This is a genomic window from Methanosphaera cuniculi, from assembly GCF_003149675.1.
GTDB classification, from domain to species: Archaea; Methanobacteriota; Methanobacteria; order Methanobacteriales; family Methanobacteriaceae; genus Methanosphaera; species Methanosphaera cuniculi.
The window spans coordinates 107,446-131,752 of record NZ_LWMS01000031.1 but is presented as its reverse complement, the minus strand read 5'-3'; the positions used below and the strand labels follow the sequence as shown (position 1 = coordinate 131,752).

The window sequence follows — 24,307 nt, the reverse complement described above, 5'->3', positions numbered from 1 at the left end:
AAGTAAGGTGGTTAGTGTGAAAAATTTCATCATTTAATCGTTTTTATTATGTATATATTATTTTATCATCTATTTCATCATCAGGTTCAAAGTGAATTAGTACATCTTTAATTTCTGGAATTTCAGTTTTTATTATATCTTCATATTTATGTGATAGTATATGAGCTTCCTCTAGTGTTAAATCACTTTTAACTACCATGTGCATGTCCATATAGATATTTGCTGGTGTTCCATGTGTTCGAACGTTATGTATATCTAAAATATTATCATCAGCTAGGCAGATATCAGAAATTTGTTTATCATCAATCATTTCTTTATCCATTAGAATATTAACATTTTCATATACTATACCAAGTCCTGTTTTAATAATAATTACAGCCATTACTATTGAAAGTAGAGGATCTAGTATTGGAAGACCAATTTTTATGAAAATCATACCTATAAGGATAATAGTAGTTGCATAAACATCTGATTTTGTATGTTTACTATCTGATATTAAAATATCACTTTTAAGTTCTTTTCCTTTTCTATTTTCATATACTGCTACTAGAATATTAATTACTAGTGTGGATGTAAGTATTATAAAACTTAGTGGTGTAACTGTAGGAATACCAATACCTTGGAATCTATCTATTACTGAGTGAAGTATTTCAAATGATACATAAAATAGCATTAATGCAATAAAGATTGATGCAAGAGTTTCAAATTTTGAATGACCATACCGGTGTTCTTTATCATGTGGTTTTTTTGCAAATCGTATTGCTATAATTCCAGTAATATTTGATATTCCATCAAAGAATGAATCATAACCATCTGAAACCATACTTAAAATGTTATAAAAACATCCAGTCATAATTTTAGCAAAAGCTACAAACAAATTAAGTACTAGAACCAAAATTAAAACACGATTAACCTTAGTATAATACTCATCATCAGTATTATTTTCATGTATACTACCCTGTGTTTCTTCCAATTACACTACCTCCTTTAGTTATTTAAAATTTTACTAAAAAGTTATTAGTTAATTATATATTCTATTCTAAATAGCCTTTATATATGTTCTTTTTTAAGTAAGCTTAAATTTACATGTTCTTTTTTAAGCATGCTTAAATTTATAAAAAAAGTTGGTAAAAAAAATTGAAACTAAAAAAAATAGATAAAAAAGGAGAGGATATAATTTTATATTTTAAATCTCCTAGTTTTTAAGATGAGGATTAAATTTTCTAAGATACTTCTGTTCATATTCACGTTCATCTAAAATATCACATTTACCACTAGGAAGACATCTTATAATATCATCTAAGTCAAACTTCTTATCAACATCAATAATACCTAGTATTTTACGTGAAATTGCTTCTTTTTTAGTAAATCCTGGCTTGATAATAACATAATTATTACACATAGCTTTTAGTGCTTCTACAGGTCCTGCCATGATAAGATCCTCATCATCATAGTTAACTACTCCTATTGCAATAAGAAGAGGAACATTACGTACATAATTACGTTTTCCACGAATTACAAAAGAACCTTTCTTAAGATATTCACCTGATACTGGTGTTTTTGAAACTTGATCCATGTGAACCCAGTAAACATCATATGATGAAAAACCATCATTCCATGCACTACTAAAACTTCCAGCAAAACATGCGGCATCATAAATAGTATCTTCAGGAATCTCAGATTCAGATGTATTTTGAATTATAGTAGATGGTGCACCATGAATATCACAGTGGAAGTAAATATCATAATTTGTTGAATGTTTTTTTACAAGCTGTTCATTACTAATAGCATCTCGTCCTCCAAGTACTAAGAATCCATCACGACTTACAAACCACCGGTATTTTTCAAACCATTTAAGCTTTCTTTTTTCACGACGTTTTTGTGATTCTTGAAGTTTTGTAATTGCAACAGTTTTTTTATCTTGTAATTTCTTAATTTCAGCTTTTGTATTTTCCATTGCTGTGTTAACACCACTAATTTTACGTTTTGCCTTTTTTCCTTTATTATAATACTTAGCAGCACTTTCAGCTATTGGAAGCTTACAGTCAACTAATACATTAATATCATCAAACTGTAGTGTTAAAACACCCATCTTATCAACTGATATAATGTTTTGAAGATCAATATTTGTTTTATCTTTCTTTGATTTTTTAATAATTTTAGCAATTTCCTGCCATGAATAGTTATTACGAGCATTTTGCATAACTTGAATAATTTCATCTATATCACTATAATGAGCATAAATTAAATCACCCTTAATTTGAGTATCTTCTATTGTCTTATAGAAACCATCAAGGGTATCTTGTTGCATTTTTAATCTTTTTTCATACTTACCAATACGTTTAGCCCAAGCTTTTTCTTCTTCTGATTGAATATCTCCCACAATCTTTTTACTATAAAATTCATCAGCTGTCTTATTAAAACTATCAAAGGATTCAGATTCAAAGTCTTTATACTTATTAAGATCAATTGGTACAAAGTCCTTATTTTTAAATGTATCATCATCTTGTTTTTCTTTGATTATTTGTGGTTTTGGATCATTTTCAATCTTACTAAAAAGCTCTTTTATTGCATTATTTAGATCTTCTATTTGATCATCAGACAACGTATTTGCCAAGGTTTCCTTGTTAATATCTGTGTAGCTGATAATTTCCTCAGCATATAAACCACCAAGACCATTAGTTGCAAGAGTACGTACAATATCCCTATCTGAATTCATACAAATACTTTTAATTTCATCAAAATTAGTATCACTAATTACAATACCTTTCTCTGGTGGATATTTATACATTTCATGTGCTGTAATATCACGGTCATGCCAGTGTTTATGTTTAAGAGGAGAAATAATCTTACCTTCTTCATCAAGCAAGATAACATTACCCTTACTAAATAACTCAACAACAAGAGTATAAGTACTATCACGCTTTTCAACCTTAATTTCAACAATACGATCAAAGTCATGTTGCTTGATTGATGAAATTCTACCACCACTTAAATGCTTACGTAGAAGCATTGGAAAATTAGGAGGAATAGTAGGATTAGGCTGAGGATAATCAGTAAGATGAATACGAACACCTGCCTGCATAACAATATCTTTTCTACCTTCACCAGGTTTTCTAAGCTTTATTCTAATAGTATCATAAGTAGGCTGGTATGCTTTATCAATACGAGCATCCAAAATCTCCTCATTTAACTCCCGAATAATAGTATAAATATCCACATTAGACATAGACTTCATAAATATATCCTCCTTTTAAGTTTTTTAATTATTTGATTATTTTAAATTATTCTATTATAATTCTATATCATTTAGTAGTATAAATAAATTCTAAAAAAAATAAAAAAAAGAAAAGTTAAGGGAGGTTAAATTTCCAGTTTTATTCTATGTTTAGTATACTGGTTAATTTACTTGTTGTGTATTGACTGTTTTCTCCACATATAAATGTTATTTCATATTGTGGGTTTTTGTATTTTGTTAAATCTAGGTTTATGTTTACTGTTCCATTTATTGCTTTTGTGTTTGTAATTGTACATCCATTGAATTTTAGGCATACTTTTTGATTTGAGTTGATTTTGTTTCCATTTTCATCTGTTATGTTTATTGTTATTTGTGTGTTTTTTGTTCTTTTTATTGTGTTTGGTATTTGTATTTTTGGTGTAGTTTTTGTTACTTTAAGTGTTGTGTTTGCTTCGATACGGTTGTATTTATTATCTGATGCTACAGCTGTTAGTGTGTAATCTTTTGGTGTGTAACTTGGTGGTATTGTATAGTTAATTGAAGCTATTCCATCAACTACATTTGCATAGATTGTTTTTCCATTAGCATCTTTTAGTGTACATCCGTTTAGTTTAAATACTGCACGTCCGCTATTTAACATGTTACCATTTGCATCTGTAACTGTTGCTTTAAGTGTTGTGGTTTTTCCTGCTGTTATATTTACAGGTTCTACAATTATGTTTGCATCAAATTTATTAACAGTTAATGTAGATGTTGTATTTGAAATAAGATATACTGTGTTACCATTATATTCTGCTATAAGTTTGTGTTCTCCTAATGTGATGTTTGCTACATTAATGGTAGTTTGTGCAATTCCATTTTGTATTTCGATTGTTTTAACTTCTATATCATCTACTTTAAATGTTACATTTCCATCATATATGATGTTTCCTTTCTCATCTATAATAATTGCTGTAATTAGAGTTGTAACTCCATTATTTGTAACATTTGCAAGTAATACTTTTGATTCTAGTTTTTGTGGTGTTATTGTGGTTGTTGTTAATGCTGGTTGATTTGTTAGTTTTGGATTTTCATATAGTGCTTCTATTGATAATGTTTCATCTTTTGGTGTTATTGTGTAGTTTGCTGTTGCTTTTCCATCTACTATTGTTATGTTTGCTATTTGTTCTCCATTTACTATGAATACTACATATCCATCAGTTGCTGTTACATAATTTGGTCTCCATGATCTTCCTGTGTTGTAGTCTACTGTTGCTGTTATTGTTATTGTATCAAGCATTTTTATATCAGGTGTTGTTATAATTAAACGTGTTATGTATCCTGTTGATTCTCCATTATTTCGTACTTGATTGTTTATTGTTTCATTTTTGTTTTCTTGTACTACTGCTTCATTTCCTTTAAATGATCCTGTAATTATAGCATTGTATTCTACTTTGTTTCCTACACTTTCTGTTATATTTATTGCATAATCATGTAAGTTAGTGAAGTTGTATGTATTATTATAGAATATATTATTATGTGAATCTATTAAAAGAATTGGTGTTGTAACTACATTTGTATTAATTATTCCCATGTTTTTAAATTCATTGAAATTTGAATTATCTTCTAATTTAATTATATAACTTACAGGTTGACTTTGTGTAATGTTACCATTTATTTTATTATATGATGAATTTATAAATAGTAATCCTTGATTTAATAGATTTCCATTAATTGTATATCTTTCTATGTTTAATGTGTTATTATTTGAGTTATTAAGAATAATTGCTGTTGCATTTATTCCACTTACAGATAATGAAGAACCTGTTATTATTGTATTATTTGCATTTTCAAGATTTATTGCTATAACCTTATTGAAGTTAGATGTCCTTAATGATGTTGTGATCTTATTATTATTATCTGTTATTTTAATTAAAGATGTATTTGTAGTATTTTCAACTGAATTTATATTCATATTGGATGTTATTATAGTATTGTTATTTCCATTTATTGTTAAAAATGGTTGATCAATTACAACATTTGTTATGTTAAGATTTAAATTACAATTATTTGCATTTACTACTATATTAGAGTTACCATTAAATGATAACCCTGTTATATTTGTATTATCTGCATTTTCTGATATGATTAATTTTACATTTGAATATACTATTGAATTTGATATAATGTTTATTGGTTTGTTTATATTTAATGTTTTGTTACTTAGTTGTCCTGTTACTTGTATTAAAATACCTTCAGGTATGTTATCTCGGAGATTTCCATTATCATCAAAGTATTTGCTGTATGTATTTTCATCAAGATAGAAGTATGTTAATTCATCAGGTAAATTATCCATTACTCTATTTTGGTGATTTGCATTTAATACAGTATCATCTGCCATAGTTTCATTTGTATATAAAACATTTCTTTCAACAAAGTTAAGAGATGATGTATTATTAAGAATTACTGAATATTTTCCTGCTGTTTGTATCATATTTTGAGTTATATTTGATCTTGTTGCATTATTTAATATTAAAGGTGCAATATTATCATTATTATTGTTTTTAAATAATGTAATATTATGTAAAACAATATAAATACTATCAGTATTATTTAATAGTAAAGCTATGTTATTATATCCATTAAGTGTGAAATCTGATGATGCTACAGTTACATCATATGTTGAATTAATAAAAGTTGCTACTGAATTATCACCATTTACAATAAAACTATTATATCCAATAGATACATTATTTGAAGATTCTACAAACATACCAATTGAATTTATCCCATTTGTTGTTATTATATTACTTCCTACAAAATAATTACTTCCAATATTTTTCTTAATATTTATTAATCTTGTTCCAATTGAATTATTAGCTAAAGTAGTTAAATTATTACCGCTTAATTCAACTAATCCTTTTTCTATTTTTACTAAAGTTATATATTCTGTAGTTGACTTAATATTATTTTTTTCCACTATACAACGATTGCTGAAGTTTTGGTTAATTATATTAATTGCAACTTTTTCATTTGTAGTATTTATATTTGAATTTATTGTTATGTTATTTAATGATACATTTAATTGTTTTGAAACACCATTTATGGATATTGATGTTACATTATCAAGACCTTTAGTTATAATGTTATTTGCAAATACAGTTGGTGTTACTGTGTTTGTTATGTTAATAGTTGTTATATTAGTATTTGTTATTGTTGTTATGTTATTATATGATATTGTTATTTTATTTGAGTCTACTGAGTTTATTGCATTATTATTTACTGTTATGTTATTGTATGATATATTGTTATTTGGTGTATTTAAGTTAGCTAAAACTTTACCATTTGTATTTTCAACTGTTAAGTATGTCATGTTTAATGATGATGTTCCTAATGTTTTTATTGTACAATTTAGGAGTTTTGCATCTTTATAGTTTGTTAGTGTGGTTGTTTTGTTATTATCAAGTATGATGTCTTTATTTTTTATTGTTCCAACTATCATGAAGTGTACTTCATTTATGTTAAGATCTTTTATTGATCCATTTGTATTAAAGTATGTGTTGTAGTTTTCTTCAGTTAGTATGAAGTTTTTATATAATGGTTTGTTTTTATCTACTTGATTTGTTTTTTCTGTTTTTACTGATTCATCTCCAACATATATGTCTGCAAGGAGTGTGTTATTTTCAATAATGTTGTTTTCTCCATTTACAATTATTGTATTGTTATTGTTTGTTGTCATGTTGGAATTTTTTATTATTCCATTATTTCCATTTAATATAAGTACTGGTTCTTTGTTTGTATTTGTAATATTTAGTAATGTTACATTAAGTTCTGCATTTGATGTGATTGTTATATTTTCACATAGGAATCTTCCTGTTTTTGTAATAAACATATTTTTATTAAGAATTATGTTCTTATTAGTAAGTATTCCTATTATTTGTATTTGATCTATATTATTATAGTTACTTAGTAAGTTTCCATCATCATCAAAGAATCTGTAGAAGTTTGAATCATTTACTTTTAGTTCTTTAAGTTCTGGTGTGTTTCTTTCAACAATATTTCCATTGTATGTATAGTTTACAGCAGAATTTCCCATATACATTGATGATATAAGATTATTGTCTGTTACAGAGTTATTTTTATAATCTTCTATGTCTACTGCAAATTGACTTTTTGAAGTTGTAATATTATTATAACGGATTGTGTTATTTGTTCCTTGTATAATTATTCTATGTTCTATTGTGTTATTTTCAATTATTACATTATCAGATTTTACATTTAGTGCTATTGAAAATGTTCCTGGGACATTAATTATAGTATTTGAATTAATAATATATGGATATGCTCCTTGTAATAGTATTGGAACACTATAAATATCATAGGAAACATCGTGTCCATATGGAATATCTATTGAATCAAATGTATTGTTAGTAATGTTAAATGTTTGTAATTTATTACCTGAAATACTACTAATTCCTTGTGATCTATTAAATATATTGTTTTTAATACTTGCTGATCCTGTATCTGCATATATATCTGATTGTGAATTGTTTATAAATATACATCCATCAACAACTGTTTCTACATTTTAAATTGTTAAGTTTGCATAGAAGTCTGTTGATTCTGTATTTATTGTTATACCTGCACCTGTTTTATATGTACTTCCTCCATCATATCCCATGTTATCACGGATTGTTGAGTTTATGATTGTTAATTTTTTATCATTTGTTATTGTTCCCCAACGTGCATAGTTTTTCTGGAAGGTACTGTTTATTATTGTTGCTGTTCCATTGTTATATATTCCACTTCCATAGTTACCAGTACTTGAAGATTTACGGTTTGCTTCAAAGAAACAATTTGTAACTGTAATGTTTGATCCATTGTTGTTACGTATACTTGCACCTACTCCTCCATGGTTAAATGTGAATGATACATTATTTACTTCAAGGTTTCCATAGTTATCTACTGTTGCTGTTTCATATAAACTTATACTACTTCCACCTTTATTCCAACAGTTTTTAATTGTAAAGTTAGTAATTGTTATAAGACCATTTCCACGAGTTATGTTCATAGCCCAGTTACCAGTAGCATTTAGGTATGGCATCCATACATCTGATGATCCCCAGTAGTATTCATCTTCACCAAGTTCTTTTATTAAATCATAGCTTACTTCTCCATCAATACTTGAATTTCCAACTCCTATGAAGTTAATGTGGAGGTTTCCTGGTACTGTAAGGTTAGTGTTTCCTACTCCTTTGAAATTTCCATCAAGATATATATTAGCTGGTTGTTTGTTATTTGTTACTGTTGTTATTGCTTTTTGTATTGTTTTAAATGGACTAGTTTGTGATCCTGTATTTGAATCTGATCCACTATTTGCTGATACGTAATAGTTGTTTATTGCTTCATCTGTTTTTGTTGTTTTTGTATTTGGTAGTGTTATTTTTGTTTTTATTTCCATTCTGCTTTCTTTATGGTTATTATTTTCTCCATATATTGCAAGTACTTTTATTTCTCGGTTATTCCAACTTTTTGGTATTGTGAAGTTAACTGTTGTTTTTCCTGTTATTTTTATGGTTTGTAGTGTTTTTCCTTCGATTTTTACACAGATTTTTCCATTTCTTACTGTGTTTCCATTTTCATCTTTTGGATCTACAGTTATTTTTAATGTATTTCCTTCAATAGTTGTTGTTAGATTTGTTTTTGTAGCGAGTTTTTCAAGATGTAGTGTTGCATTAGTACGTGCTTCGATGAATTTACTACTTCCACCATATGTAGTTGTAAGTATGTAATCTTTTTCTGAGTAATTATCAGGTATTGTGTAATTTAATTTTGCTGTTCCAAATTCTATTTGTGTGTGTCCTACTGTTTTTCCATTGATTTTAAATGCTACTTTACCATTTGGTATGAGTTTGTTATCTGATGTTTTAAATGTTGAACTTATTGTTATTGTACTTCCTGGTTTTGCTGTGATATTGTTAAATGTTACATTTGTATAGTCATATACAATTGTTGTAGCTTTTATATCTCCAACATATAATGTTATATTTTCATGATTTGCTGGAAGTTTACTAATATCAATTGTTTGTGAATAGTTATTTTCATGATTAAATGTTAGACCTGTTGTATTAATCAAGTCACTTGATGATTTTAAAGCTAAAGAATAACCTCGTCCTAAATATGTTAGATGTCCAAATGCTGTACTTGAACTAATCATACAATTAATTGTAATTGTTTTTGTTTTCTGATTAAATACATATTTTGAAGTTTTATCATTAGTTAAAACTAATATATCAGTTACATCTGAGTTATCAATATAAAGATTAGCACTATCACTTAATTTATGATAACTACCTTTATTATAGATATTTGTACTGTTTATTAAAGCTTTATTTTTATCAAATACACAACCCATTACATCTGCACTTACTTTACCGTATGTATCTTGAAAGTTTATTGCTCCACCAAAGTTTGCTTTATTTTCTATAAAATTACAAAATGAAATATTAACATATCCATTACCTGTGTTATATATAGCTCCTCCATTTGATTTTCGTGTATGAGTTTCTGGAGCTTTAATTGTGTTGTTTATAAATTCACATAAAGTAATTTTAATAGGTGCAGTTTTACTAGCACTTATATAGATTGCTCCTCCATAAGCTGTGAACTTTGAAGCTTCAGTATGGTCTATTATGTAATTGTTTGTGAAACTAGAATTATAAATATCTAAACTAGCAGTAGTTGAATATAATGCTCCACCATATGTAAAATTAAAACCTTCAATATTATTATTATCAAATATTGAATTTGCTATAATTGTTGGGTTACGTATATATAATGCTCCACCATGAGTATTTGTATTATTATCATTAGCAAATACTGTGTTGTTCATGAATTTTGTGTTATTAAATTCTGCTGTTGAATTAACATATATAGCTCCACCCATGGTGTTATTAAATCCATTTATGAATGTTATATTGTTAAATTTGATTACTTGGTTTGTGTTATTAAGATTAAATAATCTTGTCTTATTTTGTCCATCAAATATTGTTTGATCCCAGTTTTCACCATTTATTGTGATATATTTCGTATTTGATGTGCTGTTTGATTTGAGTTCTTCATCAAATGTGTATTTTCCATTTTTAATATTTATTATGTACTCTGTTGTATTATCTCCATCATTTTGAATATTATTCCATGATGTTTTTAGTGTTTCATAGTCAGTTGCAGTTTGTATTGTTTCAACTGCTTTTTTTGTTTGTTTATCAGTCTTTATTGTCTTTTGTGTAGTTGCATTTTTATTCACAGATTTTACATTACTTTTAACTTCAAAGTTTTTTTCTGAAGTGATTTTATTATTATTTGTTAATGTATCATGACTATTATCTACTGTATTATCTGATATGATGTTGTTTGTTGAATCATCCATATCTACAGCACTAATTTCCCCTATTGATACAAATAAAACTAGTAATGTTAATCCTAAGAATAAAAAATTACTATTCTTATTCATAAAAAATCATTTTCCTCCAAAAATAAGGATTATTAAAATATTGATTAAAAAGATCCATGTAACTATTAATTTAAGAAATAATAATCATTATAGAAATTTTTAATCAAACTAAACAAAGATTGAATAGTTATATTAAATCTATACAAAAAACAGGTATATAATAATGAGTAATATAAAGAATGCTCAAATTTATTAAAACATATGCTTTCCCCCCCCCCCTTGATAGGATTTAAAATAAAAAAACAGTAATTAAAAAAGCTTAAATTAAAAATAACTAAATTAATAGTAGAAAAAATATAAAATTTTAAAAAAAATAAAAGGGGAAAGAAAAAATAGGATTATTTTTTTGTAATTATAATTTCAAAAAAAAAAGTATAAAAGTAGGGTGGTTATATTTTTTGTTAATATTTTTTTCTAGTTTATTGTTCCTTTATTGTAGTTGATGTTTTGTTTGTTTGCTGCTTTGTTATTTTTGTAGTGTGTGTTTTTATTGTTTATTTCACCTAAGTTGTAGTTTACTCCACCATTAATTTTTGCATTGTTGTTAGTGCATGTTATGTTGTTTGTATAGATTTTTCCTTGGTTGTAATTTACAGCTCCATTGTTTGCATTATTTTGGTTAAATGTTGTATTTTCTATTGTTATGTTTCCTGTTTTATCGTTGTAGTTACATCCACCATTTAATGTTGCTGTATTTTTATTAAAGGTACTGTTTTGTATTTGTAGGTTTCCAAGGTTGTAGTTAGATGCTCCTCTTTTTGCTTTGTTTTGGTTTAGTGTGGTGTTGATTATGTAGATTTTTCCATCTTTTGTGTTGTAGTTGCATGCTCCGTTTTCATTTGCTTTATTTTCTGTGATTTTGCTGTTTATGATGGTTATTTCTCCTTTTTCATTGTAGTTTACTGCTCCATTTTTTGTTGCATAATTTGATGTTAGATTACAGTTTCCTATTCCTAGTTCTCCTCGATTGTAGTTTACACTACCACGTGTTGCTGTGTTGTTGTTTGCTTTTGTTTTTATTATTGTTATTTTTCCTTCGTTGTTGTAGTTACATCCACCATTTAATGTTGCTGTATTTTTATTAAAGGTACTGTTTTGTATTTGTAGGTTTCCAAGGTTGTAGTTAGATGCTCCTCTTTTTGCTTTGTTTTGGTTTAGTGTGGTGTTGATTATGTAGATTTTTCCATCTTTTGTGTTGTAGTTGCATGCTCCGTTTTCATTTGCTTTATTTTCTGTGATTTTGCTGTTTATGATGGTTATTTCTCCTTTTTCATTGTAGTTTACTGCTCCATTTTTTGTTGCATAATTTGATGTTAGATTACAGTTTCCTATTCCTAGTTCTCCTCGATTGTAGTTTACACTACCACGTGTTGCTGTGTTGTTGTTTGCTTTTGTTTTTATTATTGTTATTTTTCCTTCGTTGTTGTAGTTACATCCACCATTTGTATTTGCTATGTTTTCATTTAATGTTGAATCTAATATTAGTATTTCAGCTTGTTTATCGTTGTAGTTACATCCACCATTTAATGTTGCCTTGTTTTGGTTGAGTGTGGTTTTTCCTATGTCCATACTTCTGAGGTTGTAGTTTGCACCTCCTCTGGTTGCTGTGTTTTGGTTTATGTTACATTGTTGTAGCATTGTATATCCATAGTTTGCAGTTGCTCCTCCATTGTTTGCTTTGTTTCCTATCATATCTGATTTATATATTTCAGTTGATAGTCCTAGATTGTATATGCATCCTCCATAATTTAAAGCTGTGTTGTTGTAGAAGTTGGAGTATTGTATGTTTGTTCCTGCTGATCTTTCATTGTATATTACTCCACCATTTTCTGTTGCTTTATTATTTTTAAATGTTGAGTTCATAATGAGTGTATCATGTATGTTATATAGTACTCCTCCACGTTTTGCTATGTTAAATGATGCATATGTTTTTGTTAAATTTAGTGTTCCTTGGTTGTTGTATATGCATGCTCCATTTTCTGCTTTGTTGTTGGAAAAGGAGTTGTTTTTTAGTTTTATGTTTCCATGGTCGTTATATATTACTCCACCATTTTTTAATGCTGTACTATTTAGGAATATTGAATCGTATATGTTTATTGTTCCTTTGTTGTTATAGATTACAGATCCTCTGGTTGCGTTGGCATATCTGATTTTGAAGTTGTATAATTCTAGTGTGTAACCATTTTCTACTGTTATAAATTGTGTTTTGTTTTGTGCATCAAATAGGTTGTTATTTGCATATATTTTAAGGGTTTTTATGTTTCCTTTTGTATTTCCCCAGTTAATTGGTTTTGTGATGTTGTAGTTTCCACGTTTTAGATTTAATTCTGCTGTTGTCTGGTTTGGGTTTTTATTATTTTTAATTGTTTCTATTTTATCATATAAGTCATTATATCCTGTTACATCTGATTTTATAGTTGTACTTTGTGCTTTTTTAATTTGTTTATTATTTACTTCTTTTTTAATTTGTGTTTCTTGCTTAATTTCTTTTTGTGTATCTATATTAGCTTGATTTGTATTATCATATGTTGTGATAGTATCCAGATTATCTGATTGTGTTTTATTTAAATCAGTTGCACATACACATGATAGTGTTAAAATTAAGCTAAAAGTAATTAAGATAAGAAAAATATTTCTATGATTTCTCATTTAAAAATCACATCCTCCAAGAAAAAAAATATTGTTTCATCTTTTATTTTTTTTAAATAATTAGTAATTTCATAGTTTCTCTAATAAATTCCATCCTTTTTGCTGTTTAAAAAAAAATAAAAAATATTTTAAACTATTCAAATAAAATAGAATTAAACTATAAATTTACTTTAAATAAGTAATTATTAACTCTATAAAACTAAACTAATAAAACTTATCCATAATAATTAGTACAATCTCTATAAGTTCATACCCTTAGTGTTGTATAAACTTAAAAAAAGTAGTAAATTAATAGTTTTTAGAGAAAAAAATTAATTAACAAAAAAAAAGGTATTGGTATAAAATTTTAAAAAAAATCAATGAAAAAAATAATAAAAAAAAGAGGAGGAGAATTAGATTAATACATTCTCTTTTTTTAGAATATAAATATTATCTATTTTATATTTACTTTTAAATTTATTTTATATGTTGAACTTGGATATGTTATTGTAACAGTTTTACTTCCACGTGTTGTATATTTATGGTTCATGTAGAATGTATTATCTGATTTTTTAGTTACATAATATGTTGTTGAACCTAGCTTAAATGGTATCTTAATTCGTGAAGATATTGTTGTATCTTTTAATGGTGAAAGTAACTTAGTTTTTACATTAACTTTACCATTGAGTGTTAAATTAAATGTATTATTTTGTATATGAAGAGCTTTATCTGAATATATTTGTATGTGATTATTATAGTTATCTTGTATAGTTTCTGTGTTTATTAAAAGACATTTATCACTTTTTTTATTTACAATATTATCAGCAAGATCATCTGCTTTGTTATTTTTCATTTGTGTTTTATTTATGATGAGTGTTGCATTATAGCTATATGTATCTGCTGCTATTTTTGCTGTGTTGTTTTCAGAATATAAATTAATTAGATATAATTCTGCATTTTTATCATTATAGTTACATCCACCATACTCTGTTGCATGATTTTTTTCAAATAAAGTATTATATATTTGAAGTTCCTTTTGTATTGTAGTTTGCTGCACCATTTTTTGCATAGTTTTGTATTAAATCACAGTATTCAATTAGCATTGATGCTTTGTTATAATTACTTCCACCATTTTTATATGCTTGATTATTTTGATATTTTGATAGTGAGGTAATTATTGCACCTTTTTCATTAAAGTTTACTCCACCATTTACTGCTTTGTTGTTTGTGAAGTTTGTTTTGTTTATTTGAAGTTTTCCTGTGTTATAATTACATCCTCCACGTGTTGCACTATTATAGTCTAGGTTTGAGTTTTCTATTTTTAAAGTTCCATTGTTATTATAGTTGCATCCACCATTTACTGCTGTATTTTTATCTAGTTTTGATTGTGTTATTGTTATGTTGTTTTTATCATTGTATATTACTCCACCATTTTGTGTTGCTTTGTTATTTGTTAGTGTGGATTGTTCTATTGTTATAATGTTGAAGTTGTATATAACTCCTCCTCGTGTTGCATTGTTTTGTGTCATGTTTGAATTTGTTATGGTTATGTTTCCATAGTTTGCACATACTCCTCCATTTGCTGCTGTGTTTTTTGTATGGTTGGATTGTGTTATGTTAAGATATGTTTTTGGATTGTTATAGTTACATCCTCCATATTTAGAAGCAGTATTTGAAGTAAACTGTGATCTTATTATGCTCATATTTTTATCATTGAAGTTTACAGCTCCATTAACTTGTGCTTTATTGTTTGTGAAGGTTGAATTGGTTATGTTCATTTTTTTATTGTTGTAGTTACATCCTCCACGTTCTGCTTTGTTGTTTGTATGTTTGGATGATATGATTAATATTTCTCCATTGTTGTTGTAGTTTACTCCACCATTAATTGATGCAATGTTATTATTAAGTGTAGATTCTGAGATTATTGTGGTGTTATGATCGTTGTAGTTTACTCCTCCATGTTTTGTTGCTTTATTGTTGTTTTGTGTGGTTTTAATTATGTTAAGTATTGCATTATTGTAATTACATCCTCCACGTGTTGCATTATTGTTGTTTATGTTGCATGATTCAATTGATAGAATTTTATTATTATAGTTTACTCCACCATTAATTGCACTATTATATGTGAGTGATGTTTTTAGTATGTCCATTTGACCATTATTATAGTTACATCCACCATTGTTTAATGCTTTGTTTTTTGTGTAATTTGATTTTAGAATTATTGTAGTGTTTTTATCATTAAATATACATCCACCATTAACTTCTGCTATGTTATTTTTAAAAGTTGTGCTTGTTATATTTAAAAGACCAAATGTATAACATACACCACCACGTTTTGCTATGTTAAATGAGAAGTATGATGAATTAATAAATGTTTTTGCATTATTATTATAGATACATCCACCATATTGTGCTTTGTTATTTGAAAATGATGAATTAATAATTGTCATATTTGAATGATCATTATATATTACTCCACCATTACTTGTTGCTGTGTTATTTAGAAATATTGAATTTTTAATTGTTATATTTCCATTATTATATATTGCTCCTCCACGACTACTATTAGCGTACCTAATTTTAATGTTGTTTAAATTAACATTAAATCCTGCTTTTATAGATATAAACTGGGAGTTATTATTACAATCAACTAAAATATTACCTGCATTAATTGTAAGATTTCGTATAGTTTGTCCTTTTATTCCCCATTGTATAGGTTTAGTAACATTATAATTTCCATGTTTCATGTTAATAATCATAGAAGATTTATCTTTAATTATGTATGATTTATTAATTGTATCATATAATTCATTATAACTACTTACATTACGTTCTAAAATATTTGATTTATCTTCTTTTTTCACTGTTTTTGTATTTGATTGAATCTGTGTATTTTCTATATTACTATTATCATCAATTTTCACATTATTATCTGATACTATCTTATCATGAGTTACAGCCTTATCTGATAATGTTGATGTTGCATTATCATCTGCAGCTGATAAGGAAGATAAGCTAATAAATAAGCTAAATATGATAAATAATAGTAGTAAAATTTTCTTATTATAACTTATCATAATATAATCAACTTTATATATAATTTTTATACATAGAACAAAAAAAGTAGAATTTATAAACCTTAATTTATAAAATAAAACTAAAAAAAATTAATTTTTATTTTAAAAGTTCTATGAAATACATAATAATTATTTTTGTAAAAAAATAAATATAAAATTTTATAAAAAAAAAGAAAATAATTAAAAAAAAACAAGTTTTTTTTTATCTAATAAGAAAATATTATTCTTCTAATACCCCAAAAAAAAGATTACTAAAAAAAATGATATTCTAATTTTAAAAAAAAAAGTATTTGGTGGTGAAGGTTAAATTTATCAACCTATACTATCATAAGAGTAGTATTTAATGTACTTTTGTTATATAAGTTGTTTTCTCCTGAAATTATTGTTATTATATATTTTCCCTTATTTAGTTTGCTTGTGTTAATTTTTGTGTTTATTTGTCCATTTGTTATCTTTTGGTTTTCATATGTTACTCCATTGATTTTTATTGCTATTTTTGTATTTCCCATTAGTGTTTTTCCATTTGCATCTTTGATTGTTGTTTTTAGTGTTAAGTTTGTATTTTTTTGTGTTTTATATGTTTTATTTTCTATTTTTGTGTTCATCTTATTTAGTGTGAGTGTGGTTGTTTTTTCAATTCTTAGATTTTCATATGAATATACTACTGTTAGATTGTATTTTTTTGCACTTAGTGTGGCTGGTAGTTGGTAGTTTATTGTTGCTTGTCCATTTTTTAGTTGTATTTTTATTGTTTGTCCATTTTTATCTTTAATTGTTTTTCCATTGATTTTAAAGATTATTACTCCATTATTTTGTGCATTATCTATTTTTATTGTTGTTTTTAGGAGAGTTGTTGTGGTGGTTGTTATTGGTTGTAAGTTTATTTTTGGTTGTTTAACAGATAGTATGGTTTCATATCTGTATGTGTTATATTGACTGTTTTCACCTACTACTATTGTGAGTGTGTAGTTTTTTGCTCCTAGTTTTCTGGTGTCTAGTGCTGTGTCTAGTTTTCCATTTGTTATTGTTAATGTTTTATATGTTACTCCATTAATTTTTATTGATACTTTAGTATTTCCAGTTAGTGTTTTTCCTGTAGTGTCTTTTATTGTTGTGTTTATTTTAAATGTGGAGTTTTTAATAATTTCATAATTAATTTTAGGCATTGTCACATCACGTTTTTGTAGTATGAGTATGTTTGTGCTTTCTTCTCGTATCCGTCCTTTTGAATATACTACTGTTAGGTTGTATTCTGAGTTTTTGTATGTTGTTGGTAGTTGATAGTTTAATGTTACTATTCCATCTTTTGGATGTGTTTTTATTTGTACTCCATTTTTGTCTTTTAGTGTATTTCCGTTGATTTTAAATATTACTGTTGCTGTATCTTCACAATTTTGTATGATTATTTGTTCATTTAATAAATCCATATGTGTAGATATTATTGGATTTAGTATTATAGCTATATCTGGTGGTGTTATTGTTAGTGTTGTAGTTACTGTGTTTATGTTGTATTCTAGATTTTCTGCTATTATTGTTAGTGTGTGTTGTGTTGGTGTTAGGTTGTATGTATCAAGGATTATGGATTTAGTTGTAATGTTTTGTTGGTAGATTTTATCATCTATTTTAATTGTAACTGTGAAGTTTTCATTTACTGTTTTATTATCAGATGTGTGTATGTTTAATGGTATGTTTATCTTATCATACTTTTTAGCTTCTATTGGATTTATTTGATCTACTGTTATGTTTTCTTTTTGTATTTCAACAGTTACTGTTATGTTATTATCTGAAAATTTAGGATATGTTACTGGTATTTGTTTATTTTGTGGGTATGTATTAAAGGTATGATTTATTTGTAGTTGATCATTATTTATTGTTGGTGTGTATGTTTTATTATCAATTTTTAATGTTACATTACTACTATTTTCATCCATTATTGGTAGTGTTAGTGTTTTTTCTACATCTTTTTTAATTTGTGTAATTGTTGTTATGTTATTTTCATTTAGTATTGCTATACTATCATGTGAAATGTAGAGGTTTTGTTTGTTTTGTGATATTAGTTGTGATTGAGTTAATGTTAGGTTAGTATTATTTAGTTGTATGGTGTTTGTTGTCTTATTTATTGCTATGTTTTCATTAAAGATTGATTGTATTATTGTTAGATTAGTTTTATATGCATTTATTGCACCTGCATTTGTTGCATTGTTATTTGTGAAGTTAGAGTTTGTTATGTTTATGTTTGAATTTGTTGCATTTATTACTCCACCATAATAGCCTGCTGTATTTTCTTTAAAGTTTGAATTTATAATTGTTAGATTTCCACTTTTTATACAGATTGCTCCTCCCCATGCTGGTGCTTGGTTTTGGTTAAATCTTGAATTGGTTATTGTTACATTTCCATTTTTAATGTAGCATACGCCTGCAACATCATAGAGTGCTTTGTTTTCGTTAAATGTTGAATTATTTATTATAAGTTTTGCTGTTGCATTATTACAAATTACTCCACCTGAAAATTCTGCCGTGTTTTGTGTAAATATTGAATTTTCTAGTGTAAGTGTTGCATTTTGGTTGTTATATACTGTTCCGAAGTGTTGTGCATTGTTTGATGTGAATTTGGAGTTTGTTATTTTCATATTTGCATTTTGTGTATTGTAACTTACAGCTCCTAGTACTCCCATATTTTCTGTGAAATCTGAGTTATCTATAGTAATGTTTCCTGTGTTATATATTACTCCTCCATATCCACCTTCATTTTCAATGAAGTTTGAATCTTGTATATGTATAGTTCCATTGTTATTTATTACACTTCCATTAAGATTCATACAATAACGTACGTTTATATTTTCAAGATTTAATGTGTAATTATTTGATACTGTTATAAACTGATGAGTTTCTCCTCCATCAAGTATGATATCATCACATTTAATGTTGAGTATATGTGTTTTATGTGTGGTATTTCCCCAGTTTATAGTATTTGTTATTTCATAGTTTCCTGATGTTAATGTTATTGTTTCATTAATATTTGTTGAGTTTGCCTTAATATCTTCTATTGTATTATATAGTTGTTGATAATTACTTACCTTGTATTGTTTTTTCGCATTTTTATGGGTTGTATTTATTGATGATTTAGCAGTATTGGTGGTAGGTTGTAGTGTATTTTGTGTGTTTAAATCTGAGTTTTGTGATAGAGTATCATCTATGTTTTCATTGGTAGTGTCTTGGTTTGTTGTATTTTGTGCATTAATTGTGGTTAGTGATATTATTATGGAAAAAACAGCAATTAGAATTATTATATTTTGTTTTTTCATTTTAGATCAATTTCCTAAAAAAAATAGTAGTGTTACTTATTTTTCTCCACGTTTTATTAGGTTTTTTTTATTTAAAAATCTGTGCCCTTTTTTTTATTTATTTAATAAAATTAAAATTAAAATAATTTTTAAAAATTATAAAAAATAAAAGACAAGTTTTATCAATATAGTTTATATTTTTATGAAAAATGGTATAAATAAATAATATGAAAAATTAATTAATAATTTAGGAAAAAATAAGATTGTTAAAAAAAAGAGTAATAGATTAAGGGGTGTTTATTAAGGTAAAAAAGAAAAGTATAAAATAACTTGAGTATTTAACTTATCCTTTTTTTTCTTACTTTGTTATTTCTTTATCTACTACATTTCTATGATAGTTTGGTGCACTTCCAAGAGTATATCCAAGTGTGAAGTAGAAGCTTGTTTCATCATCTGTTATATTCCAGTTTTTATCTGATTTTAGCAGACTTATTGATGCTTCCTCTTCAAGTTCTTTAAATATTGCATCATACTTTCGTATTTCATTTATCATCACAGGATAAAGTGATCTTATCTTATCATGACTTAAGTTCATCTCATAGATTTTAGTTAGAAATGGTGTTTCTTTAAGTTCTTTATACTCCATATGTGTAAGTTTACGTAATAAAAAGCCTAGTAGAAATGCTGCTTTTTTATCATCATCTACTAGTATTTCATCAAGTACATATCTGTGTTCTATTACTAGATTTTCATTCATTATATCATATCCAATGTTTTTTTTAAAATACTTTATCTATTACACTTGTTACTTTTAGTATTTCTGTATCTGTTTTTCCTAGTCTTTTCATTGCTTTTGCTGCTGCTTCTACTGGTGTATCATGTTGTTCCATCATACTTTGACTAATATATGCCATGAACATTCTAAATTCATCACGTGTTTTAAATGTTTTTCTAAGTAGTTTATCTACATCTTTTTCTTCATCAGGATCTAGTAGTTCTTCTTCAGGTAATTGTTCATCATTTAATATTGCATTAATGTAGTCTATGTCATGATATTTTAGTAGTTCATTTAGGAATGCTTCATTCATTCTTGCTCTGTTATCCTGGCTTTTTCTTAGTACTTTTGTGTTTTGTATTGTTTCAAGAAATCCATCATAGAATGCTGTGACTTCTGATTCTCTTTTAAATATTATTGGTACTATTTTTAGTAGTTTTGAATCTACATTTAATCCTATGAATTCTTCATCTTCATCTTCTTGTTCCATTTTTATTATGGCTTCAGGTTTCATAATTAGTTACCTCATCTTTTTTTCTATATTAATTTTTTTTTAATCTTTTTTTGTTGTATTTTTTGTTGTTTTATCATCAGATTTAGTATTTTGTGTTATATCAGACTTATCTTGTGCTTTGTTAGCTGTTTGTGTATTTGTATTATCATCTGATTTTACATTATCATCTGTGGTTTTATCTTCTGTTTTATTTGTGTTTTTATCAGATGTTTCTTCGTTATTTTTTAGTATTTCATCGACTATTTCTTGTTTTTTATGGTTTTTAACTATTTTATCTGCTGTTGTTATTATTTCATCAAGTTTTTTATCTTCCCATTTTTGCATGGTATTTGAGTTTTTCTTAAGTTCTTGTTGTAGTTGTTCGATTTGTTGTTGCCAGTCTTTCATTGATGTTGTGTTGTCTTCTAGTTGTTGTTTTAGTTGTTTGATTTGTTGTTTTTGTTTTTCTTCATGTTCTTTTATGATTCTATCTTGTCTGTTAATGATTGTATTTTGTTCTCCTATTAGATTTATTAGATGTTGCATGTGTTCATCTACTCGTTTTACATCAAGTTCAAGTGAGTGTATTTTTGCACGGCGAATGTGTCTGTCTTTTTTTAGTAATTGTATGTTTTTTTCTAGCATACTTTTTGTTTCTTCTTCTGATTGTCTCATGTATAATGCTGACATTGCTGCTGTGAAGATACTTATGAAAAAAACTCCAATAAGTATTGACATTATTGCTATGATTTTTCCTGATATTGTTGATGGTGTTACATCTCCATATCCTACTCCAGTTAGTGTAGCTATGTTAAACCAGAATGCTTGAAATATTGTATTTAATGCTGGATCCATGTAATTTAGTACTATTGTTGATATAACTACATAAAATATCATAATTACTGTTAATATTTTAAGTAATCTATTTTGTACAAAGTAGCTTATTGATCCTATTGTAAATATTTTTAAATCATGAATTTTTAGTAGTTGGAATATTTGTAGCAATTGTATTATTCTATATAGTCTTATTACAGCAAGATATCTTAGGAATATGAAGTTTAGTGGTATAATCGATAGTATATCTATAATATGTGATTTTAGAAATTGTTTTGGTGTTTGACGTGATTCATGATATGCTAATAATAAGTTTAAAAATAACATGAAACATACAAATAAGTCAAAATCTGCCATAAATGAGAATAATGCTGGTGATACAACATCAATACTAATTACAAAGATCATTATAAAATCTATTAGTATAAGTATTACCAGAAGTACATTTTTAAGTTCTTTTAAAACTAATTTATTTGTTTCTGATAAGAGTCTTAGTTTTCTAAAATTCATAAGTCTTCAATTTTCCTTAATTCCATTTATTTGGTTATTTAATATTTTTTTTATATTAGAATATTTAATTTTAATATTATAAAAATTATTAGCACTTAAAAAGGAGCATGAAAAAAGAAGTTTCTATTTTAAAGATGAATTTTTGGGTATAAATAAAAGTTTTTTAAAAAAAGATAATGTTATTTAGAAAAAGAATATAAAAAAAAAGTTAAAAAGGTGGTGATAAGTTAAAATAAAACATTCTATAAGTTTGATGCTATTTCTTTTACTTGTTTTATGTAATCTGCAAGTTCTTCTTTATCTCCACGATCTTGTGTTCCCATTGCAGTTACATTTCCAATTACTTCCATTCCCATGTATCCAAATGGCATTTTATCAAGTGATCTTATGTAGTCACCAAATACATCTTCAGGTTGTGCTTGTGTCATGATTGTTACTACTTTTTTACCTTCAAGTGATTTTTCAGGTCCTCTTGATATTTGGTAGAATCTGTCTATGAATGTTTTTGCTTGTGCTGATATTCCACCATAGTAAATTGGTGATGCTAGTACTAATACATCAGCTTCTAGTAGTTTTTCAATGATTTCATTTCCATCATCATCTATTACACAATCTCCGTGTTCACATGCCATACATGCATTACATCCTAGTAATTTTTTGTGGTTTAAGAAGATGTATTCTGTATCTGCTTCTGTTGCATCTAAGAATTCTTTTACTAATACATCACAGTTTCCATTTTTTCTTGGACTTCCTACTACTCCTAATACTTTCATTTTTCTTTATCCTCCTAGTTATTAATTAGATAGTTTTTTCTTTTTAAGTATGTATATATATGTTATTTATATATTATAAATATATATAAAAACTAAAACCAAGACGTAGTTTAATAGTTTAAATAATGGGTTATTTTAGTTATAAAATAAAAAAAAATAGGGGTTTTAAAAAGTGTTAAAATAAAAGGGTGGTTATTTAATTTATAGAAGAATACTTTTTTTAGATTAGATGTTATCATTTTATTTAATTTAGATATTTTTCTGGATTTTTTATGTTAAAGTTTCGTATTATTCCATCTCTTAGATCTGGTGTTACTTTTTGTAGCATGAATTTTATGTTTTCATCACTTATATGATATTCATTTTCATGTGGTTTTCCTTTTTGTATTATTTCACCATTTTTTATCATGTAGAGTGTGTTTATTGGTAGTTGTTTCCATTCTGGGTTTTTATCTAGTTTTTGTGTTGAAAATATTATTCCTTTATCTGTTTTTAGGTAGTTTAGTCCTTTAGAGCAGTTTGTATGTACATACATTATGTTTTTATTACATAGTATAATGTTTAATTTATTTCCTTTAGATAATTGTGGTATTATTGTATTTAGTATTTGGAAGTACTCATCTTCTTTATGAGTGTTTATATTATCAATTATGTAAAGTAGTATTCTTTCTGAATCTGTTACTCCTTTTTGTTGTGTTTTGTATTTGTTAAGTTTAGGATAGTTAAATATTGTTCCATTATGTATTAGTGTCCATGTTGTATTTTTCTCATCTAATGCTTTGAAGGGATGACAGTTACAATTTGATTTGTTTCCAAGTGTTGCAAGTCTTATATGTGCAGCTGCACATTTTGTTTTGATAGGATGGGACAATATTTCTTTTAGTTGTTGGCTTTCTGTTGCTTTTATTGGTTGTTTTTTGATTGTTACACTATGATCTTCATGCATTATTGCAAGTCCCCAACCGTGCGGGTGTAGTTCACAGTGTTTGTAGAATTCTTTTAGATATTGGTTTATTTGTATTTTTTTATTGCAGCTTATACTAAATAGTTCACACATTTTATTTTTTCCCTCCATTTGTATTTTTTTTATTATTTAATTGTAGATGTTATTATGTTTGTTTGTTGGTTATAATAAAAAAGGCTAAGTATAACATTGTTAAATTTCTTATTTGATATAAATTTATTCATAAAAAATTGTATAAA

The 24,307-nt window shown here is 26.4% G+C and carries 15 protein-coding genes; 1 reads left to right on the top strand and 14 read right to left on the bottom strand.

The features are described from left to right. Window positions 1-46: 46 nt before the first annotated feature. From MSCUN_RS05210 to MSCUN_RS05200, 3 genes are all read right to left on the bottom strand, one after another. The gene (locus MSCUN_RS05210; protein ID WP_095608453.1) at window positions 47-973 is read right to left on the bottom strand and encodes a cation diffusion facilitator family transporter; all 927 of its coding nucleotides are present in this window, start codon (window positions 971-973) and stop codon (window positions 47-49) included. A gap of 222 nt (window positions 974-1,195) precedes the next feature. Next, a complete protein-coding gene (rqcH, locus tag MSCUN_RS05205) occupies window positions 1,196-3,238 on the bottom strand; it encodes a ribosome rescue protein RqcH (protein WP_095608454.1) in 2,043 nt (680 codons plus the stop codon). Between the two features lie 139 nt (window positions 3,239-3,377). Further along, entirely contained in the window at window positions 3,378-7,319 is a 3,942-nt protein-coding gene (locus tag MSCUN_RS05200; RefSeq protein ID WP_095608455.1) for a beta strand repeat-containing protein, read from the bottom strand. Window positions 7,320-7,458: 139 nt separating this feature from the next. Here MSCUN_RS05200 and MSCUN_RS08450 point away from each other — a divergent pair, with 139 nt between their 5' ends. Further along, window positions 7,459-7,590 carry a hypothetical protein gene (locus MSCUN_RS08450; RefSeq protein ID WP_275542259.1) on the top strand — a complete coding sequence of 44 codons (132 nt, stop codon included), beginning with the start codon at window positions 7,459-7,461 and terminating at the stop codon, window positions 7,588-7,590. A 34-nt stretch (window positions 7,591-7,624) separates the two neighbouring features. Here MSCUN_RS08450 and MSCUN_RS08445 read toward each other — a convergent pair whose 3' ends face one another. The 11 genes from MSCUN_RS08445 to MSCUN_RS05150 form a co-directional block, all read right to left on the bottom strand. Next, window positions 7,625-7,747, bottom strand: a complete 123-nt coding sequence (locus MSCUN_RS08445) for a hypothetical protein (protein ID WP_275542260.1) — start codon at window positions 7,745-7,747, stop codon at window positions 7,625-7,627. Window positions 7,748-7,805: 58 nt separating this feature from the next. Next, window positions 7,806-10,730: a hypothetical protein gene (locus MSCUN_RS05195; protein WP_095608456.1), complete on the bottom strand. Its 2,925-nt coding sequence runs from the start codon at window positions 10,728-10,730 to the stop codon at window positions 7,806-7,808. Window positions 10,731-11,144: 414 nt separating this feature from the next. Next, window positions 11,145-13,379 (bottom strand): autotransporter outer membrane beta-barrel domain-containing protein, encoded by a 2,235-nt coding sequence (locus MSCUN_RS05190; RefSeq protein WP_095608457.1) that lies wholly within the window; start codon window positions 13,377-13,379, stop codon window positions 11,145-11,147. Window positions 13,380-13,812: 433 nt separating this feature from the next. Beyond that, window positions 13,813-14,418: a hypothetical protein gene (locus MSCUN_RS05185; protein WP_146192113.1), complete on the bottom strand. Its 606-nt coding sequence runs from the start codon at window positions 14,416-14,418 to the stop codon at window positions 13,813-13,815. Next, window positions 14,375-16,435 (bottom strand): hypothetical protein, encoded by a 2,061-nt coding sequence (locus MSCUN_RS05180; RefSeq protein WP_095608459.1) that lies wholly within the window; start codon window positions 16,433-16,435, stop codon window positions 14,375-14,377. Before MSCUN_RS05180 ends, MSCUN_RS05185 begins: the two co-directional genes overlap by 44 nt. 317 nt (window positions 16,436-16,752) lie before the next feature. Then, entirely contained in the window at window positions 16,753-19,740 is a 2,988-nt protein-coding gene (locus MSCUN_RS05175) for a hypothetical protein (RefSeq protein ID WP_095608460.1), read from the bottom strand. A 337-nt stretch (window positions 19,741-20,077) separates the two neighbouring features. Continuing rightward, window positions 20,078-20,476: a TM1802 family CRISPR-associated protein gene (locus tag MSCUN_RS05170; RefSeq protein WP_095608462.1), complete on the bottom strand. Its 399-nt coding sequence runs from the start codon at window positions 20,474-20,476 to the stop codon at window positions 20,078-20,080. A 22-nt stretch (window positions 20,477-20,498) separates the two neighbouring features. Beyond that, the gene (locus MSCUN_RS05165) at window positions 20,499-21,008 is read right to left on the bottom strand and encodes a hypothetical protein (RefSeq protein WP_095608463.1); all 510 of its coding nucleotides are present in this window, start codon (window positions 21,006-21,008) and stop codon (window positions 20,499-20,501) included. Between the two features lie 39 nt (window positions 21,009-21,047). Then, window positions 21,048-22,331 (bottom strand): potassium channel family protein, encoded by a 1,284-nt coding sequence (locus MSCUN_RS05160; protein ID WP_095608464.1) that lies wholly within the window; start codon window positions 22,329-22,331, stop codon window positions 21,048-21,050. A 242-nt stretch (window positions 22,332-22,573) separates the two neighbouring features. Further along, a complete protein-coding gene (locus MSCUN_RS05155; protein WP_095608465.1) occupies window positions 22,574-23,104 on the bottom strand; it encodes a flavodoxin family protein in 531 nt (176 codons plus the stop codon). A gap of 244 nt (window positions 23,105-23,348) precedes the next feature. Then, entirely contained in the window at window positions 23,349-24,161 is an 813-nt protein-coding gene (locus tag MSCUN_RS05150) for a class II glutamine amidotransferase (protein WP_170104055.1), read from the bottom strand. Window positions 24,162-24,307 lie beyond the last annotated feature (146 nt).